Genomic DNA, 19,596 nt, shown 5'->3' on the forward strand with positions numbered 1-19,596 from the left:
GTTATATACTTTTTTCAAGCTCCTTTGCTTGTGCCTGTACAACATTTTGAAAAAGGTCTGTTGTCTCCTGAGTGGGTGATACATTTAATTCTGACAATAAAAGGCTATTAAAAGAATGATACATTTTTATGGCTTCAGCACGATTACCAATCTCAGTGTAATGCCGAATTAATAGCTGAACAGTTTTATCGGAATATGGATTTAACTCTAAAGCTAACAATAATGAACGTTCTCTATTTTTAAAATTCCGGTTTTTAGTGTAATAATGAATCAATTCATCGAGTAATTGAGTAAATTGTTTATTCATTAAGTTAGCTTTACTAGCAGTCCATGAATAGTCCAATGTCGCCATAAACTCACCATGATAATTTTGGATGAGCTCCTCCGCCTTCTCGATATCCAATCTTCCTGTTTCTGCTTTAGTATTTAAAATATACTCCAAATCATGGGCATCACATTGAAAATCCTCTAGTTTCAAAATATAGCAGCCATTCGTATATTCAATCACATCAGAGTAACCATACGATGAAAGCGTTGTACGCAAGTATGAAACGGTAGTATGCAATTGGACTCTTGCCTTTTTAATATCCGTATCACTCCAAAGTGTATCTAGGATGGTATCACGAGGTACTGGCATATGAAGCTGTAAAAAAAGAAAGGCAAACAATTCTTTTGTTTTAATCGTTCTCCAATGAATTGCTTTTTCTTCATAAGAAACGACAAATTCCCCAAAGCATCTGATCGTAAGCGAAGGCTTTTGATGAGTTTGAGCTGCTGATGTTAGATCTTTCTGGAACAGCTCTTGAATTCTATTAATCGTCGTTTCTAAGCGAGATTTCGAAATCGGCTTTAATAAGTAATCAAGAGATTGTACATCAAATGCTTGAACAGCATAGTCTCGATAGGCAGTTACAAAAATGATACAGATGTTTTTGTCCCATGTTTTTATTAGTTGTGCAACTTCTAAACCGCTCATACCTGGCATTTCAACGTCTAAAAAGGCTACTTGAAAGTCTAAGGTAGGTCCTTCTATCAGTAAGTCTTTTGCTGTAGTAAACGTTTCAATGACCTCAATGTCATCAAATGCATTTAAATGTTTTTTTATATTAACAAGAGCTAATGGTTCATCGTCCATCACAATTACCCGGATCATATAAGGACCACCTTCCGCTAAATATAGCTGCATTATCAGACTGAGATGTCTATTCTTGATCCTTTGTATGGATGTGTAGGAACTTGCTGAGGTAGATCTTGTAATAATTCAATAGCTGTAGATGTGTTCAAATTGAGTGCGTTTTGCATTACGCTCATTTGTACGGTTTGTTGAAGCTCCATCAGCTGTGATGACATGAGTGAATTAATTTCCATTTCTACATTCCCCCCCCTTTCTTTATTTATCGGCTAAAAATAGCAAATATCTAATATAAAAAAGTCCGAAACTGTGCTACAAAATTATAGATTTTTTACCCTCAAAATCTGCGAATTACTAAAAAATTAATTGAAATTGTATATTTTTCCGTTTTTATAGTAATAATTCCTAATATCAGGCGGATAACCCTGAGTTATTAATTTGCAAACTTATGGTTGCTGTCATAGTAGAGCTTTCAACTCTAGCGTGCTAGCAGCAGATTTGCAACAAATAATAAAATGATGGAGGTATTACTAAACATGAAGAAAAAAGCATTAGCTTTAGCAGTAGCGATGACCTTTGGTTTGAGTCTGTATGCAAGTCCTTCCTCTGCGAAGGACAAATCACCAGGCAATATACTATGGGCAATTCCTGAGATTTATAATTTAACGGTTGGAGAATTCCAGCAACTAAATGAGATGGAGTCGTTGTGGTTCTATCCAGAGCTGGATTTAGTGAAGGACACGACAACAAAAACAGAGTCGGCAAATGAAGATGAATATGTCATCAAAGGCGGTGACACATTATTTTCAATCGCTCGTACAAATAATGTGACGGTTGATGAACTAAAAGCATGGAATAACCTTGGTTCAGATTTAATTTTAGCTGGTGAGTCATTGGCTATTAAGGCTTCGGCTGCAAAACCAAAGCCCAAAACTTCTGAGGGAATTGCAGCTGCAAAACCTGCTACAACGACTACAACTAAACCAGCAAGTGCTCCGGCAAGTGCTCCAGCAACTGGTTCTGGTAAAACATTGACAATGCGTGCGACTGCATATACGGCCTATTGTGAAGGTTGTTCAGGTATTACCGCAAATGGCACAGATATTAGATCTAATCCCAACTTAAAAGTCATTGCAGTAGACCCTAGAGTTATTCCTCTTGGTACAAAAGTTTGGGTGGAAGGCTATGGTGAAGCGATAGCAGCTGATACAGGGGGAGCTATTAAGGGTAATAAAATTGATGTATTTATTCCTACTGAAGGACAAGCACTCCAATGGGGTGTGAAACACGTAACAGTAAAAATTTTAGATTAACTATGAAAAGGGATTTCTCAAGCTTTGGGAAGTCCTTTTTTGATTCAGCAAAAATATTTCATACTAAAAACGATGTACAGAGATTAAAAATACTCCTTTTTCCTAGGAGAGGAGGAGGTCGTATTTATTTGTTTTGTGCATAAGTACTGGGTAAGTTGGTAATCATCAGAAATAGAGGAGGAATTTTTTATGAAAAAAATAAGTTTAATTGGCATTTCTTTATTAGTTTTTGTTGGTGGTTGTAGTTTCTTTAATAAAGAAGAAAAGTTACCTGTAAATGCGACGTCCCCCTTAACGGCTACTGCAAAAGTGATTGGTGCAAATAACGAAAGCTATGGGAATGCGTTTTTTCAAGAAGAGGATAATGGCGTTAGAATGACGCTGGCCTTAACTGGCTTACCGCCAGGCACACATGGTATTCATATTCATGAAGTAGGGAAATGTGAACCACCTAAATTTGAATCGGCTGGTGGACACTTTAATCCAACTAATAAAGAGCATGGTAAATTAAATCCAAACGGCTATCACTTAGGGGATTTACCAAATTTAGAGATTGGTGAGGATGGTAATGTTGATTTAGATTTCCTAGCTGAGGGATTGACTTTACAAAAAGATCAACCAAATTCGTTATTAGATAGCGATGGCAGTGCTATTGTTATTCATGAATCAGCTGACGATTATAAAACAGATCCAGCAGGTAATTCTGGAGCAAGAATTGCTTGCGGTGTAATTCAATAAAATGATGTGGAAGACTGTATCTAATAATTATTAGATGCAGTTTTTTATTATATGGAATAAAATGGTGTTCTATCTAATGATGAGATCAGTTTTATATTTATAATGCATAATGTGTATTATTTATTGCACTTTGCTAAATTACTATTGTATAATTCTTTTATCAGAAAATTCAATCAAATAAGGAGTGATACAATGGGGAAATTGTTAAATTCAAAATTTGAAACGTATTTAATGGATCAAGAGTTTGATTTCTATGAAGAGGAAGAAAAAAATGAGGAGCAAATGGTGAAGGTACATTATGAAGAATATCCAGAAGGGTTTTTTACAAGTTTATAATGAATATTTGATGGGCTATGTTGAAAGTGATGATAACTTTTAACATAGCCCATTACTTTCTGCACCTCTATTTATAAACGGCTTGTTAGGAGCATAATAATGAAATACATCCCTTTACTATTTTAGTTAGGTCTTAAGGCATATGTACTTTTCTGAAATAGATTCATGTATAATGGGAAACAAAAATGCGTATAGAGGTGTAGTTATGTCAAAAGCTTTAACAGTAGAAGAAACGATTTATCAATGGTTTGATCATTTTCACAAATATCCAGAAGTAAGCTGGAAGGAGTTCGAGACAACTAAGAAAATCGCTTCGATACTGGATGAATTACAGATTAGTTATCGTTTACTAGGTGACATACCTGGGTTAATAGCTGAAATTGGAACAGGTGAAGAAATAGTTGCAGTCCGCGCTGATATCGATGCTTTATGGCAAGAAGTTGATGGAAAATGGCAAGCGAATCATTCTTGTGGACATGATGCCAATATGACAATGGTTCTTGGTGCATTACTACTACTGAAGGATCGCCCATTGCAACATCGTGTGCGTTTCATTTTCCAACCTGCTGAAGAATTAGGAAATGGTGCATGTGCAGCATTCGATCGAGGAGCGGTTGATGGGGTAACACATTTATTTGGAGTCCATTTAAGACCAATTGAAGAATTACCACTTGGTAAAGTTTCGCCAGCAATCCATCATGGTGCAGCTTATTTTTTAGAGGGGACTATTCAAGGCATTGATGCACATGGCGCTAGACCTCACCAAGGTAAAAATGCGATTGATGTCATTATGGCTGTGCAACAAATGCTACACAGTATTCATTTATCTCCATTTGAACCACATTCTGCGAAGTTAACGAAAATTATCGCAGATGGAGGTAGTACAAATATTATTCCAGGTAATGCTAGCTTTTCAATGGATATTCGAGCACAACACAATCAACAACTCGAATTGCTACGCAGCAAAATTGAGTTTGGTTTAACATCAATACAGCGACAATTTGAAATTGATATGACTTGGAATTGGGTTGATTTTACGCCAGGTGCTGAAGTTTCACCAATTGCGGCAAACATGGCGAAGGCTGCCATCATTGAAACTTTAGGTGAAGAACATTTAGCGGATGAAATAACGACACCAGGTAGTGATGATTTCCATTTCTATACAGTGAAAAAGCCAGAATTAAAAGCAGCGATGATTGGAATCGGGGCAAACCTAACGCCAGGATTACATCATCCTAAGATGACATTTGATCGTAGTGCTTTAATGGATGCTGCAAAAGTACTTGCTTGTGTATTAGAAAAAAAACCTGAATAAAAAAATAATTTTTAAGCTATATGAAAAAATGTAATTTATTTTTTCATATAGCTTTTTTTGCATGAACATTTTCTTAAATGTATGGATATTCAAGGGTTTGCATTGCTTTTTATTGCTACTTGAAAACGTTTTATTACGCTAAAACAAAGGGATTTGCTAGAGAGGCATAAATTTTTTGCGTTGACTTTTAATTTTTTGAATATTAAGCTAAAAAACGTAAAAAATTATTTGCGTCTTTGAAAAACCGAAATGGGATTTGGTGCAAAAAAAGGGGATGGAAGAATGAAAAAGGATATTAATGCAGGTTGGGCACTACTAACTTTTGCAATTATGATTATTACAATGTTGATTACAGTAGTTGTTTTAGAGCAAAGTCCTCACGTACCTCTTCTTGTTGGCACAACTGTAGCAGCAATTGTTGCCAAAATGCATGGATACAAATGGTCAGAAATTGAAGAAATGATGTATAAGGGGATACGACTGGCATTACCTGCCATTGTCATTATTATTTTAGTAGGTTTGACAATTGGGGCATGGATTGGCGGCGGGGTCGTAGCAACGATGATTTTCTATGGCTTAAAATTAATTTCTCCAGCGTGGTTCTTAGTGACAATCATGGTGTTATGTTCAATCGTGTCATTAGCTATTGGTAGTTCATGGTCAACGATGGCGACAATTGGTGTCGCAGGTATGGGTATTGGTTTAAGTATGGGTATTCCAGCGGCTATGATTGCTGGTGCGGTTATTTCAGGTTCATACTTTGGAGATAAGATGTCACCACTATCAGATACAACGAATCTAGCAGCAGGTTTAACAGGTACAGATTTATTTGAGCATATTAAGCATATGCTTTATACAACAATTCCAGCGTTAATTATTTCGCTTGTTGTTTTTGGAATTCTCGGTAGAAAATTTGCAGATGTTTCCATGAAATCAGAAGAAATTTTAACAACGTTAAAAGTGATGGAAGAAAGCTTTGTCATTTCTCCTTTACTATTACTTGTACCAGTGGGTGTTATTGTTTTAGTAGCTAAAAAGGTGCCAGCAATTCCAGCTTTGATTATTGGTATTGTTTCAGGTTTCTTACTACAAATTTTTGTACAAGGTGGTTCAGCTGCAAGTGCTGTACAAGCATTGCAAGCTGGATTTGAAATCTCGACAGGTAATCACATGGTGGATGATTTATTTAACCGTGGTGGTTTAGACTCAATGATGAATACGGTTTCAATGACCATTGTAGCAATGACTTTTGGTGGTATTTTAGAGTATTCAGGAATGTTAAAAGCACTTATGAACGTAATTGTGAAGTTTGCTAAATCTACAGGAAGTCTTATTGCTTCAACTATTGCAGCATGTGTAACAACAAACGCAACTTGTTCTGAGCAATATATTTCAATTGTTGTCCCTTCACGTATGTTTGCGGGGGTATATCAACAACGTGGTTTGCATTCTAAAAACCTATCTCGTGCATTAGAAGATGGGGGAACATTAACATCTGTTTTCTTCCCTTGGAATACTTGTGGTGTATTTATTTTAGCCACTTTAGGTGTAAGTGCTATGGAGTACGCACCATATGCCATTCTTAATTTTGCTGTACCTATTATCTCCATCATTTATGGATATATTGGATTTGCCATTGTTAAATTAACACCAGAGGAAATAGCAGAAGCTGAGAAGCGTAAAAAAGAATTAGAGCTAGAAAGTTCTGAGAATGTAGCGATTGCAGATTAAAATAAAATTCTCGTAGATACATGTTTATCTACGAGAATTGCTTTTTCTCTTGATGCCATCATTTAGTAGGTCGCAAAATTCAATTCATAAATGGTACGAGGGCGGCCTTGTTGATGGGTCATTTCCTCACCGACAACGTTTGCATAACCATTATCAACTAATTTTTTGATAATACGTTCGGTTGTTCGTCGAGTAACTTGAAGATATTCAGCAAGATTTTGTGATGTAAATTGTGCGGATTGTCGATCATGGCTGAAATTGATTAGTTTAGAGATATTTAATGGACTGAGGCTTGTTAGCTTGGCCATTTGTAAAACGTAGGGATCATCTGTTTTTAAAGACACTTTACCTTCTGAATTCGGAAAAGGTCCTAATAGATTTTTATGTTCATCAAGAATGAAAATCTCGAAAGGCTTCGTAAATGTTAAAGCTTGCTGTGCATTTTGTGTTGCTTCCAAAATGGAGTAACCATAACCGAATGCTAGCTTAAATGGTTGTTCGATTTGTTGTATTAGTTCTTCTAAGCTTTCCCTTTCTAGTGCATTTTGTAAATGACCTGCGGTTGTGTAGAGCTCAAAGGTGTGGGCAGCAATTTGCTTGTACGTTGAAAAGGTAGCCTTAGCAATTTGATTTAAAATAGTTGATTCGATTGAAGAATCCCCCTGAATTTCTAATAGACCGACAACGGCTTTAAAGGCTTCGGATTTGGTTAGTAATGACTTGGATTTAGTTTCTTCTAGACATTGCAGAATAGAATTTGTAGTATCTAGCATACGCATTGCGGGTATGTGAAGTGCTTGTAATTCATCGAAAACACTATGAATACTTGTAATGACAAATTCTATACTTTTGGCATTCCACAAGGTGATATGACGCTGTAAAATATGTTCAGTTGGTTCTGTAATCGATATATGCTGAACATGTGGCTTAGGTCCAGTATATTCTATTTCTGTTAAAACATTGTAAACGAATGCTGGATTCATGACATCAATGGAAATTCTATCGATTGCTACACTATGTTTGGCTACTAGTGATAAGAGTGTTGTAGAAATGGCTGTTTCATCTTGTTTAATATAATTCCATGGTATTGGGATTTCCGAAAGTAATGACTGGGCATGTAAATAGGGTAATGTTCCTCCTAATAGCAGTGCGTCACATGGTTTAATTTGCTTCATTAAAGTTGGTGCTTCAGATGGGTGGTTGTAAAGATAAAATTCTAATTGAACATCGGCTATGTTTTGTGCGATACTAATAATACGATTCATAAATGCTTTAGAACAAATAATCGCTATTTTGGTAGACATGGGCATCGTTCCTTTTCTATTTTTTTAAATATTTAACGACGTATTAACGACATATATAACGACAAGGGAGATTGATTATGATGAAAATCCAACAAGTAGAAATCTTTGCAATACATTTACCTCTAATTGATCCATTTATCATTAGTTATGCTACATATGATACAATGCCTTCTATTATTTTAAAAGTGACTACCGATACAGGTATTGTGGGGTACGGGGAAGCAGTTCCTGATGAGCATGTAACAGGGGAATCATGGGAAAGCACATATGCTGTGCTAAAACATCAACTTGCTCCTGCGGTTATTGGAGAAAATCCAATGGCTTTTGAAAAGCTGCACGAAAAAATGAATAAAATTGTAAAAGACGTACCAGCTGCAAAAGCAGCACTTGATATTGCTTGCTTCGATATCACTGGGAAAGCATTAGGAGTCCCTGTATACCAACTTTTAGGTGGACGTTATCATGACAAATTCCCAATTACCCATGTATTAAGTATTGGGATGCCTGAAGAGATGGCAGAAGAGGCTGCTAATCGAGTAGAAATGGGCTATCGTTCTTTTAAAATGAAAGTAGGCACAGAGGTAACTCGTGATGTTGCACGCATTAAAGCAGTACGTGAACGTGTAGGTGAAGATATTGCTATCCGAGTGGATGTAAATCAAGGGTGGGGCAATGCGTCTACTACCTTACAGGGTTTACGTGCTATGAAGGATTTAAACATTGATTGGTTAGAGCAACCGGTAGATAGTGAAGATATTGATGGAATGGTTGAGATTAAATCAAAATCCGATGTGTCATTAATGATTGATGAAGGACTTCGTGGTGTACGTGAAATGCGTGAAATTATTGCCAAGCGTGCCGCTGATAAAGTAAATATTAAGTTAATGAAGTGTGGTGGCATCTACCCTGCGATGAAGCTAGCTGTCATGGCAGAGATGGCGGGAATTGAATGTCAAATTGGCTCCATGGTAGAATCATCTGTTGGCTCTGCTGCAGGTTTTCATGTAGCATTCTCTAAGAAAATTATGACAAGTGTAGAATTAACAGGCCCGCTAAAATTCTCTAAAGATGTAGGGAATCTACATTATGATGTTCCATTTATTTGCTTAAATGAACAGGCTGGGCTAGGTGTAGAAGTGGATGAGGATGTAATCCAGGAACTATGTAAGTTCTCAACTGTTGTAACAGCCTAAGGAGGCGTAATATGGAAAAGATTTATGAAGGTATGCTTGATAAGACGCCGTTTTTTGTCATAAAATTAACACCTCAGCATTTACAACAAATTGAGGAGTTACAGGTTGAAGTTTATGAAGCATTAGCAGATCAAAGTATCTTGCAGCCTTTAAGTACAGAGGAATTTGAATATATTCTAAATGGCAACGGTATGATGATTGGTGCTTATGTAGAGGACGAATTAATTGCCTTTCGAGCACTGTTAAATCCGCCTATTGATGAGGAACATCTAGGCTATGATTGTGGAATTACGGAAAATGAATTTCAGCGTGTTTTATATCAAGAAATATCGAATGTTTCACCGAAATATCGAGGTTATGGCTTACAAAAAACATTGGCTACAGTAGTAATGAATGCGATTGATTTAGAAAAATATGATTATGTTTGCTCCACTGTAAAGCCATATAATATACCAAGTTTAAAAGATAAATTTTCGCAAGATCTCGTTATTAAAGGCTTGAAAATTAAATATGTTGATAAGCTCCGTTATATTTTCTATAAAGACTTACAACAGGAATTGTCCCCAGTATTTACTGACAAACAAATAATATCAATGGGGGATACAGCCGCACAACAGCAACTGCTAAAACAAGGCTTTCTTGGTACGAGGATGTTTGAAGAAAACAATGATTGGTTTGTTGTATACGAAAAATAAAGTAAAGCCTTACCCTTCGCATAAATTGGTGGAGGGTAAGGCTTTTTTACGAGAGTCTATTATTTCTTCATTGGACAAAAGCCACAGGCCATTAAACCAGGGATATCTTTAGAAAAACAACAAGATTTTCTAACAGGAATATTGATTAAATTCGTAGGGCTCTGACAGCCTGTATATTGCGCCCACCAAGATTTATTTGAGAAGCGTGCCCATGTTTCTGGATTTTCTAAAGCTTCAATATCGTCCATGGCTTGATCGGCCAAGCCTGGATTAGATAACAAAACATGATAGTGCCATAGCAAATAACCAAAGAAGTTTTCCCAAATGGTAAGAGGGGAAATCGATGTTACTTTACGAAGCTGTTGAACAATCACATGGCCATCATAAAGGATTTTCTCAATGACCGCTTGACGTTCATCTTCCTCAACATAACGCCAATCATTTGGATTGGCGAACATGGCAACGGTAAAGCTATTGAATTCCTTTGCAGCATCGAAACGTAATTCGAGTGGCTTGCCATCCCATACCTCATCATAAGCGGCAAGCATATAAAATTGCATAGCAAAGAACATACCATAGCGGCGAGCAAAATGAGAAATAGCGGCCGTTTCTGTTGCGGCATCTGTTATACCCATCATGAGGTTCAAAAAATCAGGATGGTAAAAATCTTTATGTATATCAGCTAATGTAAATAAAGTCCGCTTAGGTTCAGCTGTGTAGATGCTATAGGAATTTAATTGTTGAACTTGATCCATCGTTAAAGCTGGCATGGTAATCCTCTTTTCCTTTGAACTCTGTTAATTTCATTATAAAGTAATCAATTTTGCTTCACAAATGGAATGTCATGCAGTAAAATAAATTAAACATATCTGAAAGGTAGGTTTTAGAATGTCAGTGCCTCATGCAATTCCAAGACCACTCGTTCGACTGAATCAATGGATCATTCTTTTAAGTGTTATCTTTACATGGCTAACAGGGGTTACATGGCTTCTAGTCATTCCACTGACTGCAAATTTATTGGGTATTATATGCCATTATAACCCTATTATTCGTGTCGGTAAGCTATTTCTAAAAAAGGCCCCATCTGCTTATATACCAGAGGATGCACAACAGCAAAAATTTAATTCCAGCATTGCTAGCTTTTGTTTAGGGGTAGGCTTGTTAGGTTATATGTTGAATTGGGCTGTTGTCGGTTATATCTTTACTAGCATGGTTGCAATCGCATCATCTATCGCAATCGCAGGTTTTTGTATTGGTTGTTTTCTACATTTTCAATTGAAGCAATGGCAGTACCGTCGTTCATTAAAAAAATCTTTTTAAAAAAGGGAAAAATTTTATTAGATTATTGTTGACAATTTAATTGATAATGATTATCATTATCGTATAAAGATTATTCCTCCGCTACAATACAGTGTAGAGAGGATGAACTTTAGCTACTTTTCTCCAGAAGTTTGCTAGTTCATGATTACGCTCCTAAAACCCCCCTCATTTTTTGGGAACGTGAAAATCTCAGACGACTCATTCTATTTAATAGGATGGAGTCGTCTTTTTTGTTGGTAAATTTATTACGCCTACTAAAAAAACAGCCCATAAAAGGACTGTTAGGAAGATATATTCTGTTGAACAGCATTTTTTTTCCCAATGATCATAGTATAGTAACTATGTAATAGCATACCTACGATGATGACGCCCAGACCTGCAAGTGCAATAGGGCTAGGGAATGCAATACCTAATAATAAAACCTCACCGATAATAACAAATAAAATTTCTGTTGATTGGGTTGCTTCCACAGCGGCTAGTTTCCCTTGATGGTCTCTTACACGATCGGTTGCTATGAAAAACAATACTGTTGCAATGACACCTGAACTAATTCCTACGAGTAATGATTGGAACATCTGACTTGCTGAGGGCAGTCCAACTGTAAGACTGGCATAAATAGCTATGATGATCCATGCTGGCATTGAAGCAATGGTCATACCAAGTACTCGTTGAAAAGTATCGATCCGTCCCCCACAAATCTCCATCATCTTGCGATTACCAAGAGGATAGGCAAATGCTGCGACGATGACAGGTAAAATACCGAGCATTAAACTTCTAAACGAAACCGATTGTGCATGAGGTATTTGTATAAGTAGAATACCTACTAAGATGACACATGAAATTAGAAGAGATATGAAAGGTATTTTTTGACGTATTGTTTTACCCGCAATAACTGAAACAAAGAGGGGAGCTAATAATACACCAGCAACAATTGTAAATTGCCATGTGCCAGAAACCAACCAACCTGGACCAAACGCTGCGGCAAAGGTTAATGGTGCATAGAATAAAACAAATCCAACAAAGCTCCAAAGTAACCAAGCTATAGGCTGTGCTTTCATTTCACCTGAAAGCTGTGAAAAGCCTTTGCGATAAAAGACAATGATAAGTAAAAAGGGTAGCATGAAAAAGAATCTTAGTGATGCACTCCATAGCCAACTGCCACCTTGCATTTCCATTGCGTGATTTAAAATAAAAGTCACGGCAAAGAAAAGAGAAGCTAAAATGCCTAAGGCAATTTCTTTCATATCGTTCACCTCAATTTGAGTTTAGAGCTTAAACCCTTTATGTAAATTGAAAATTCAGTAATTATTGCTAAAAAAATGACGAAGAAAGGAAAAGCCTTTCTTCGTAACGATGAGTATTGTTCTTTAGCGTGAGTCTAGAATCATTGAACTTACTCGAAAATTCATCAGAAATAAGATAGACTAATTAGCTTGTTGTTCAAAGAGCTGAACGATTTCAATAATAACTTGTGTTGCCTTTTCCATTGTTTCAGCAGATACATATTCAAATTTACCATGCATGTTTTCGCCACCAGCGAAAATATTAGGTGTTGGTAAGCCCATATAGGATAATTGTGAACCATCTGTACCACCACGAATTGGTAAGGTATTTGGTGTAATATCTAATTTTTCCATTGCGGCACGTGCGATATCAACAATTTCTTTTACAGGCTCAATTTTTTCGCCCATATTGTAGTATTGATCTTCAATAGTAATACTTAGGGCATGTTCGCCATATTGTGCTTGAATTTTTGCAGCCGTATCGAGCATTAATTGTTTTTTCTCTTCGAATTTTTGACGATCATGGTCACGCACGATATAAGATAGCTCAGTATGCTCAAGAGCCCCTTTAAAGCCCATTAAATGAATGAAACCTTCATAACCTTCTGTCTTTTCAGGAACTGCGTCAGCAGGCATTTCATTTTGGAAGGCAATGGCCATTGTGATAGCATTCACCATTTTATTTTTCGCAGAACCAGGGTGTACACTTGTTCCATTTGTAACAACCTTTACGCCAGCGGCATTGAAGCTTTCGTATTGTAGCTCACCAAGTGGTCCGCCATCCATTGTATAGGCATAGTCTGCTCCAAACGCGGCAACATCAAATTTATGTGGGCCACGTCCAATTTCCTCATCTGGTGTAAAGGCTACACGAATTTTTCCATGTTTAATAGTAGGGTTTTTAATGAGGTATTCCATCGCTGTTATAATTTCAGCAATACCAGCCTTATCATCAGCCCCTAATAACGTAGTGCCATCTGTTGTAATAAGTGTCTGACCCACGTAATTTTTAAGCTCAGGGAAGTCAGTTGGGGACATCACTAAATGTTCATTTAACTGAATATCTCCACCATCATAATTATCTATGCGCTGTGGATTCACATTTGTGCCCGTGTAGTCGGTAGCTGTATCAACATGGGCTAAAAAGCCGATAGTTGGTACTTCTTTATCTGTATTAGCCTCTAATGAAGCAAATAAATAGCCATTTTCATCTAATGTAATTTCTGTTAAGCCAATTTCAGCAAGTTCGTCTTTCAGGACATGTAACAGGTCAAATTGTTTTTGGGTAGAAGGAGTTGTTTCGCTTGTGAAGTCTGATTGTGTATCAATTTTTGCATAGCGTATTAATCGCTCGATTACTTGTTCTTTCATAAGTATGGCCTCCTAATGTGTATATGTTAAAATTCTTTGTGCATTCACAAAGTTGATTCTGGGCGCATTATGCCAAGGCATAATTGATATTATTGTAACACTTTACTTCGGATTTCGGAATATTGAAGGATACTTAATGCAATAAGTAATTGAGCGCTATAATAAGTTAGCATGATTACTTCGTGTGAAAAAGCTAGTGGCGTGACAAATTTATTAATAGCTAAATAAGAATCAGAAGCAATAAATAACAGAGCACCAATTGTCGCCAATGTAGAATCGGTTTTTATGGCCGTCCATCCCATAGTGAGAATCACTGAAATATAGGCAATCACTGCGATACCAAGTATCGTTTCACCTGTTTTAAAGACAGACCCTGCAATCCAGATGGCCATGCTCGCTCCGTAAAGCAGTAAGAGTATTTTTGCCCACGTGGGTACTTGCCGCTCGTTTGCGGTAGAGAAAGCAAAAATATAAAAGACATGACCTATAAGAAAGCTAGTCAGACCAATTAAAAACCACTGCAATGTATAGTCCCCAATCATACAAAATATAAGCCCAGCAATAATTAAAAGTTGGTATTTTTTAATATGTAATGGCTTCTGAATCGCAGCTAAAATAATGATGAGCAACATGGGAATCACTTTAAAAATGAGTTTTAAACTTTCGGCAATATGGGAAAAGAGAAATATATAATAAAGACCAAATAAAATAATGAAACCTATTAGAAATTTTTTTAACAAATTTTTCAGCTCCTTTCCTTTTGAAATTCAATATTTATGGTAGAATTCCTTTCTGTACAACGTATGTATGAAACTTTTTTAGTATGTAACCGTAAATAAGTAGACAGAAAGCTGAAGAGAGGATGAACCAAATGACTAAGCTACTGATAGCTTCTGCAGTCATTGCATTGATCGCGAGTGTGTTAGTGACACCGCTTATTACAAAGAAGCGAGAAGATGGTAAATCAAGAAAGGTGATTGGATACTTTTTTATTGGTGTCTTTGTACTAGGATTTTTAGCTACTGCAATCACTCTATATGTAACAAAAATTGATGTAAACTGGCTTGTTTTTTGGCCTGCTATTATTTTATTAACGTTAGCTGGCGCCCTGCTTGCAAGTGGTATTGAACGGAAAATAAAAGGTATTTTATTTTTAGCAAGTTTAGGCGTAGCTGTGTATGTATTATCGGCTCCTCTATGGAATGCTAATGAAAAATTTGAATCCTCAGAAATGAAGGAAGAAGTTGAAATAAAACCATTCGATGAGACACAAACACCTGCAAGTGTACCACCGAAATTTGCTCGCAATAAAATGAAAAAAGCTTTCGGGCAAGTGCCAAACACTAGTTACTATGAGTTAGGACGCTTACAAATCCAAAAAGTGAAGGGTGATTATGTTTATATCGCACCTGTTGAATTTTCAGGATTCTTTAAATGGATGAATGGGGATACAACACCTGGTTACTTTATTATGAGTGCCACAGATTCTGCAGATAATCCTAAATTCGTTAAAGAGGAAATGAAATATGTTCCTTCTGCATATTTAAATGCTAATTTAGAACGTCATATGCGTTTACAACATCCATTCCTTATTTTTTATGGAGACGTTCAGCTTGAAGTAGATGATGAAGGTAAGCCTTATTACATTCGTTCATATGGTGAATTTATTACCGCGCGTAATGGCTTTGATGTGAAAGGGATTGTTTTAGTTGATGCACTAACAGGGAAATCGGAAACGGTTGAACTGGACAAAATACCTGAATTTATTGATGGTGCAGTTTCACCAGAGACAGTAAGTTTACAAAACAGTTATTTTGGTAATTATGTTCACGGTTTTTGGAACAGTATGTTTGGTAAAAAGGATGTAAAGATCCCTTCCGATGAAGGAACAGAATCGAATGTAAGTCCAATTTTCGATGAGAAGGGTGATATGTATTACTTTACTGATTTTACAAGCCCTAAAGAAGGTGTAGATTCAATGTTAGGCTATTCCTTAACGAATGCTCGTACAGGGGATGCCACATACTATACAGGAAATTTAGATTCAAGTTATATGGATTCACAGGGTAATTTACAAATTATCGAGAAGAAATTTATTGAGAAAAAATGGACTGGTGAAATGCCAGTGTTATATAACTTTTATGGTGAAGCAAGCTGGCTGACAGCGGTGCTAGATTCCAACGGCTTTTTACAAAACTACTTCATCGTGTCTGCTGCCAATCCTGAAATATCTGTTTATGCTACTACTCCTAAAGAGGCACTAAAGCTATATAAAACGGCCTTAAGTCGTGGAGGAAATACAGTAGATGGTAGCTCAAATGAGGAAGAGAAACAAGTGAGCGGGAAGGTAATGCGTGTTTACAAAGAACGTCTAGGTGATTTTACAATGGTATCTTTCTTATTAAATAATGGTGAAAATTATTTAATTAGTGCCGAAACAGAGCCTTTAGCAATATATTTACAAGAAGGTGATGAGGTCATTCTCACATATGGCGATACAGGTGAACAATTCTTGCCAGTTCGATCCCTCATGATTAAGGGATTACAATAAAAGAACAAAAGACGATCTTCGATATATCAAGATCGTCTTTTATTATGTGGATTTGTCCTCTTGAATAAAGGTTAGCATTTTTTCTTTATGGTTCATAAAGAGTGTTTTTGCGTGGTCATTTAATGTAAAGATTTCATGTAAATAGCCTTGCAGTAATCTATTTTCGTACGCAAAAGAATGTGTGGATTCGCGTTCTAAAATATAGGATAAAAAAAGAGTATGTAAAACAGCTACTTCTAAATTTTGTGTATTGGTAATAAATTTTAAGTTGAGAATAGAGGTATGGGAAACGAACTGATTAACATAATCAATAGCCTGTTTATACAGTGTCAAATCAACATTAGGCTCTAATCGTTTTCTTAGCTGTGTACATGCATTATTTAATTCCTCTATTTTTAAAAATAAACCTCTTACACTTCTTTTATGTTGTTGTTCTAAAGTACGAGCAAGATGTTTATTGATATTGGACATTATTCATTTAACTCCTTTCATCCATTAGGGATCATTTATTAATATGAATGGAATAGCTGGAAAAGGGAAGAGGCTTTTCGTTTAATTTATTGGTGAACTTACTATCTATATCGAGACAAAATCACTAGCCTTAATATCGATGAGTAATAAAATTATGAAAAAAATGGGGTTCTAATCATACGATAGTAACCCCATTTATATTTGGTTATTTCCAGTTAAATCCTTTTGTAGCTAAAAACTCTTTGATATGAGGACGTCGTTGTTCGACTAAAAAATCAGCCATTTGTTTAGTCCAATTATCAATTTTTCTGTTTGATGAACGATTATTGTAATACATTTCCATTGTCTCATTATAAGCTGGTAAAAGCTCTTCATATTTTTCAACATTGTATTCATTTTCATGTAGTATGGCAGATACAGGTAAACGTGGTTTTACTTCATTGCGACGAGCTGGGACACCGATTGTCAGACCGAATAATGGGAAAACGTGATCAGGTAAATTAAACAATTCACTTATTTCAGAAGGTTTATTTCGTACTCCTCCAATATAGCAAATTCCATACCCCATTGACTCTGCTGCAATAACAAAATTCTGTGCAAACAATGAAACATCTGCGACACCAACAAGGACATTTTCAGCTGAATCAGCCACAATGTCTACTCCCTCTAATTTTCCTGCCATTTGAAGACGCTTGAAATCGACGCAGAAGACAAATGCACCACCTGAAGTTTCATATTGACGTGGGTTACCAGAGAGTAAACCTAATTTTTCTTTTTTATCTGCATCTGTTACCCATATAACACTATAGGCCTGCACAAAATGGGATGTTGCAGCCATTTGTGCTGTTGCGATCAAATCTTCGATGATTTCCTTTGAAATTGGTTGTCCATCATAAATACGTACCGATGAATGATTGCGTAATAATTCTTTAACCATTTAAAAACTCTCTCCTTTATGCGTGCTTTATATCAAGAGCATAGCACGCTTTGTCGCCAAAATCGAATGAAAAAAAGATAGATAGTTATATTTAAATAGTTTACAAATGTAGAAATTATCTCGTAAAGTAAAATATTTCATTTAATATAGATTAAATATTCTAAATAGTTTAAAATTATTGAAGCGACTGTTTATTTGGTTGTGCTACCAAAAAATACAATTTCTTTATTCAACGGATGTTAGTGTTTATCTGATGCAACATTATTTGGATAAAGATATAGCTTCTGACGAATGTCACACATTTAATGGAACCAAATATGCAAGTTGAACAAAAATATAGTGGGATGGGGGAATAAGGAATGGAAGAAAAGTTAGCGAAAAAGCTTCGCCATGAACAATTGCGGAGCAAGATTGTAACAGCAGAAGAAGCAGCATCTTGGATTAAAGATGGTATGGTATTAGGGATGAGTGGATTCACACGTGCTGGCGATGTAAAAGTCGTACCTCTTGCACTTGTAGAGAAAGCTAAAAAAGAGAAATTTCAAGTAGATGTCTTTACAGGTGCATCACTTGGTCCTGAAGTAGACCAATATTTAGCAGAAGCAGGTGTCATTCGTAAACGAGGCCCTTTCCAAGCAGATGCTGGTATTCGTAATAAAATCAATAGCGGTGATATCACATTTGTAGATGCCCATCTTTCTCATAATGCTGAACTTGTTCGCCAAGGTATTATAGGTCCTATTGATTTCGCGATTATTGAAGCTGCTGCCATTACAGAAGACGGCTTATTAATTCCTACAACTTCAGTTGGTAACTCTCCGATTTTTGTACAAGAAGCAGACCAAATCATCATTGAATTAAATGTAGCACAGCTTGATGCATTAGAGGGAGTGCATGATATTTTCGTACCTGCGCCACAAGGTAAGCGTGATCCAATTCCTTTGCAAAATGTGTCTGATCGTCTTGGTATAATTGGGATTCCGCTAGATTTAGATAAAGTAAAGGGCATCGTTATTTCAGATATATTAGATGCGCCATCAACAATTGTTCCTGCTGATGAGGAGACAGATGTAATGGCGAATCATTTATTAAATTTCCTACGTGAAGAGATTAAAGTAGGTCGCTTAACAACGAGCTTGCGACCAATTCAATCAGGAGTAGGCTCGGTAGCAAACGCCGTATTGTTAGGCTTTAAAGATTCTGAGTTCGAGAACTTAGAAGTTTATTCAGAAGTTCTACAGGATGCAGTATTTGAATTAATCGATGCAGGGAAAGTAAATTTCGCTTCCGCTACTTCTATTACCCTTTCAGAGCAAGTAGGAAACCGTGTTTATGGGAACTTTGAAAAGTATGCTGATAAATTAGTATTACGTCCACAAGAAATTTCCAATCAACCAGAAATTATTCGTCGACTCGGACTTATTTCAGTGAATACAGCATTGGAAGTTGATATATACGGCAATGTTAATTCAACACATGTTTCTGGTACAAAGATGATGAATGGCATTGGAGGGTCTGGTGACTTTGCACGTAATGCACGTCTAGGGATTTTTGTGACGAAATCGTATGCTAAAGGTGGCAACATTTCAAGTATTGTCCCTATGGTTTCACATGTGGACCATACTGAGCATGATGTGGATGTCATCGTAACTGAGCAGGGTGTAGCTGATTTACGTGGGCTTGCCCCGAAAGAGCGAGCGGTGCTTATCATTGATAATTGTGCACACCCCGATTATCGTGAGCAACTATGGCAGTATTATAATGATGCCAATGAGGCGACTGGTGGACATCATACGCCACACGATCTAGAAAAAGCACTGTCATGGCATGTTCATTATGCAAAAAGTGGGACAATGAAGGACTCTGCGTTTACGAAACAATAAAATACCATCATTAAAGCCTTGAA

19 protein-coding genes are annotated in these 19,596 nt (G+C 36.5%); 10 read left to right on the plus strand and 9 right to left on the minus strand.

Translation table 11 applies throughout. From position 1 onward, the window contains the following. Nucleotide 1: 1 nt before the first annotated feature. On the minus strand, nucleotides 2-1,153 hold the full coding sequence (locus MHI04_RS01775) for a response regulator (RefSeq protein WP_271912197.1): 1,152 nt from the start codon (nucleotides 1,151-1,153) through the stop codon (nucleotides 2-4). Nucleotides 1,154-1,188: 35 nt separating this feature from the next. Continuing rightward, complete coding sequence (locus MHI04_RS01780) at nucleotides 1,189-1,368, minus strand: YjfB family protein (protein WP_141905175.1); 180 nt, start codon at nucleotides 1,366-1,368, stop codon at nucleotides 1,189-1,191. A gap of 300 nt (nucleotides 1,369-1,668) precedes the next feature. Here MHI04_RS01780 and MHI04_RS01785 point away from each other — a divergent pair, with 300 nt between their 5' ends. The 5 genes from MHI04_RS01785 (at nucleotide 1,669) to nhaC (ending at nucleotide 6,565) form a co-directional block, all read left to right on the plus strand. Then, a complete protein-coding gene (locus MHI04_RS01785; RefSeq protein WP_036117861.1) occupies nucleotides 1,669-2,445 on the plus strand; it encodes a 3D domain-containing protein in 777 nt (258 codons plus the stop codon). A 189-nt stretch (nucleotides 2,446-2,634) separates the two neighbouring features. Further along, on the plus strand, nucleotides 2,635-3,183 hold the full coding sequence (locus MHI04_RS01790; protein WP_036117859.1) for a superoxide dismutase family protein: 549 nt from the start codon (nucleotides 2,635-2,637) through the stop codon (nucleotides 3,181-3,183). Nucleotides 3,184-3,375: 192 nt separating this feature from the next. After that, complete coding sequence (locus MHI04_RS01795) at nucleotides 3,376-3,519, plus strand: hypothetical protein (RefSeq protein ID WP_170829843.1); 144 nt, start codon at nucleotides 3,376-3,378, stop codon at nucleotides 3,517-3,519. A gap of 205 nt (nucleotides 3,520-3,724) precedes the next feature. Further along, a complete protein-coding gene (locus tag MHI04_RS01800; RefSeq protein WP_342535296.1) occupies nucleotides 3,725-4,834 on the plus strand; it encodes an amidohydrolase in 1,110 nt (369 codons plus the stop codon). Nucleotides 4,835-5,116: 282 nt separating this feature from the next. Further along, entirely contained in the window at nucleotides 5,117-6,565 is a 1,449-nt protein-coding gene (nhaC, locus tag MHI04_RS01805; protein WP_340809782.1) for a Na+/H+ antiporter NhaC, read from the plus strand. A gap of 62 nt (nucleotides 6,566-6,627) precedes the next feature. Here nhaC and MHI04_RS01810 read toward each other — a convergent pair whose 3' ends face one another. Next, complete coding sequence (locus MHI04_RS01810; RefSeq protein WP_340809783.1) at nucleotides 6,628-7,869, minus strand: hypothetical protein; 1,242 nt, start codon at nucleotides 7,867-7,869, stop codon at nucleotides 6,628-6,630. 80 nt (nucleotides 7,870-7,949) lie between these two features. Here MHI04_RS01810 and MHI04_RS01815 point away from each other — a divergent pair, with 80 nt between their 5' ends. Both MHI04_RS01815 and MHI04_RS01820 read left to right on the plus strand, forming a co-directional pair. Beyond that, nucleotides 7,950-9,062 carry a dipeptide epimerase gene (locus MHI04_RS01815; RefSeq protein ID WP_340809882.1) on the plus strand — a complete coding sequence of 371 codons (1,113 nt, stop codon included), beginning with the start codon at nucleotides 7,950-7,952 and terminating at the stop codon, nucleotides 9,060-9,062. Nucleotides 9,063-9,073: 11 nt separating this feature from the next. Next, nucleotides 9,074-9,757: a hypothetical protein gene (locus tag MHI04_RS01820; RefSeq protein ID WP_036117848.1), complete on the plus strand. Its 684-nt coding sequence runs from the start codon at nucleotides 9,074-9,076 to the stop codon at nucleotides 9,755-9,757. Nucleotides 9,758-9,816: 59 nt separating this feature from the next. On the opposite strand, the gene MHI04_RS01825 is transcribed toward MHI04_RS01820, so the two are convergent. Continuing rightward, complete coding sequence (locus tag MHI04_RS01825; protein ID WP_036117844.1) at nucleotides 9,817-10,527, minus strand: Fe-S oxidoreductase; 711 nt, start codon at nucleotides 10,525-10,527, stop codon at nucleotides 9,817-9,819. A gap of 118 nt (nucleotides 10,528-10,645) precedes the next feature. Here MHI04_RS01825 and MHI04_RS01830 point away from each other — a divergent pair, with 118 nt between their 5' ends. Further along, nucleotides 10,646-11,077, plus strand: a complete 432-nt coding sequence (locus MHI04_RS01830) for a DUF4395 domain-containing protein (protein ID WP_058844788.1) — start codon at nucleotides 10,646-10,648, stop codon at nucleotides 11,075-11,077. Nucleotides 11,078-11,358: 281 nt separating this feature from the next. Here MHI04_RS01830 and MHI04_RS01835 read toward each other — a convergent pair whose 3' ends face one another. The 3 genes from MHI04_RS01835 to MHI04_RS01845 form a co-directional block, all read right to left on the minus strand. After that, nucleotides 11,359-12,321 carry a multidrug resistance efflux transporter family protein gene (locus tag MHI04_RS01835; protein ID WP_036117785.1) on the minus strand — a complete coding sequence of 321 codons (963 nt, stop codon included), beginning with the start codon at nucleotides 12,319-12,321 and terminating at the stop codon, nucleotides 11,359-11,361. Nucleotides 12,322-12,501: 180 nt separating this feature from the next. Next, nucleotides 12,502-13,731 carry a peptidase T gene (gene pepT / locus MHI04_RS01840; RefSeq protein ID WP_271912205.1) on the minus strand — a complete coding sequence of 410 codons (1,230 nt, stop codon included), beginning with the start codon at nucleotides 13,729-13,731 and terminating at the stop codon, nucleotides 12,502-12,504. Between the two features lie 89 nt (nucleotides 13,732-13,820). Beyond that, nucleotides 13,821-14,471 (minus strand): lysoplasmalogenase, encoded by a 651-nt coding sequence (locus MHI04_RS01845; RefSeq protein WP_036117779.1) that lies wholly within the window; start codon nucleotides 14,469-14,471, stop codon nucleotides 13,821-13,823. Nucleotides 14,472-14,602: 131 nt separating this feature from the next. On the opposite strand from MHI04_RS01845, the gene MHI04_RS01850 reads away from it, so the two are divergent. Then, nucleotides 14,603-16,282: a hypothetical protein gene (locus MHI04_RS01850; RefSeq protein WP_342535297.1), complete on the plus strand. Its 1,680-nt coding sequence runs from the start codon at nucleotides 14,603-14,605 to the stop codon at nucleotides 16,280-16,282. Nucleotides 16,283-16,324: 42 nt separating this feature from the next. On the opposite strand, the gene MHI04_RS01855 is transcribed toward MHI04_RS01850, so the two are convergent. Both MHI04_RS01855 and chrR read right to left on the minus strand, forming a co-directional pair. Next, nucleotides 16,325-16,753 (minus strand): hypothetical protein, encoded by a 429-nt coding sequence (locus MHI04_RS01855; protein WP_036117773.1) that lies wholly within the window; start codon nucleotides 16,751-16,753, stop codon nucleotides 16,325-16,327. A gap of 205 nt (nucleotides 16,754-16,958) precedes the next feature. Continuing rightward, entirely contained in the window at nucleotides 16,959-17,690 is a 732-nt protein-coding gene (gene chrR, locus MHI04_RS01860) for a class II chromate reductase ChrR (protein WP_141905162.1), read from the minus strand. A 359-nt stretch (nucleotides 17,691-18,049) separates the two neighbouring features. On the opposite strand from chrR, the gene MHI04_RS01865 reads away from it, so the two are divergent. Then, entirely contained in the window at nucleotides 18,050-19,573 is a 1,524-nt protein-coding gene (locus MHI04_RS01865; RefSeq protein ID WP_342535298.1) for a succinate CoA transferase, read from the plus strand. Nucleotides 19,574-19,596: the final 23 nt, after the last annotated feature.

The sequence above is a fragment of the Lysinibacillus sp. FSL K6-1151 genome (genome assembly GCF_038630755.1).
GTDB lineage: Bacteria > Bacillota > Bacilli > Bacillales_A > Planococcaceae > Lysinibacillus > Lysinibacillus fusiformis_D.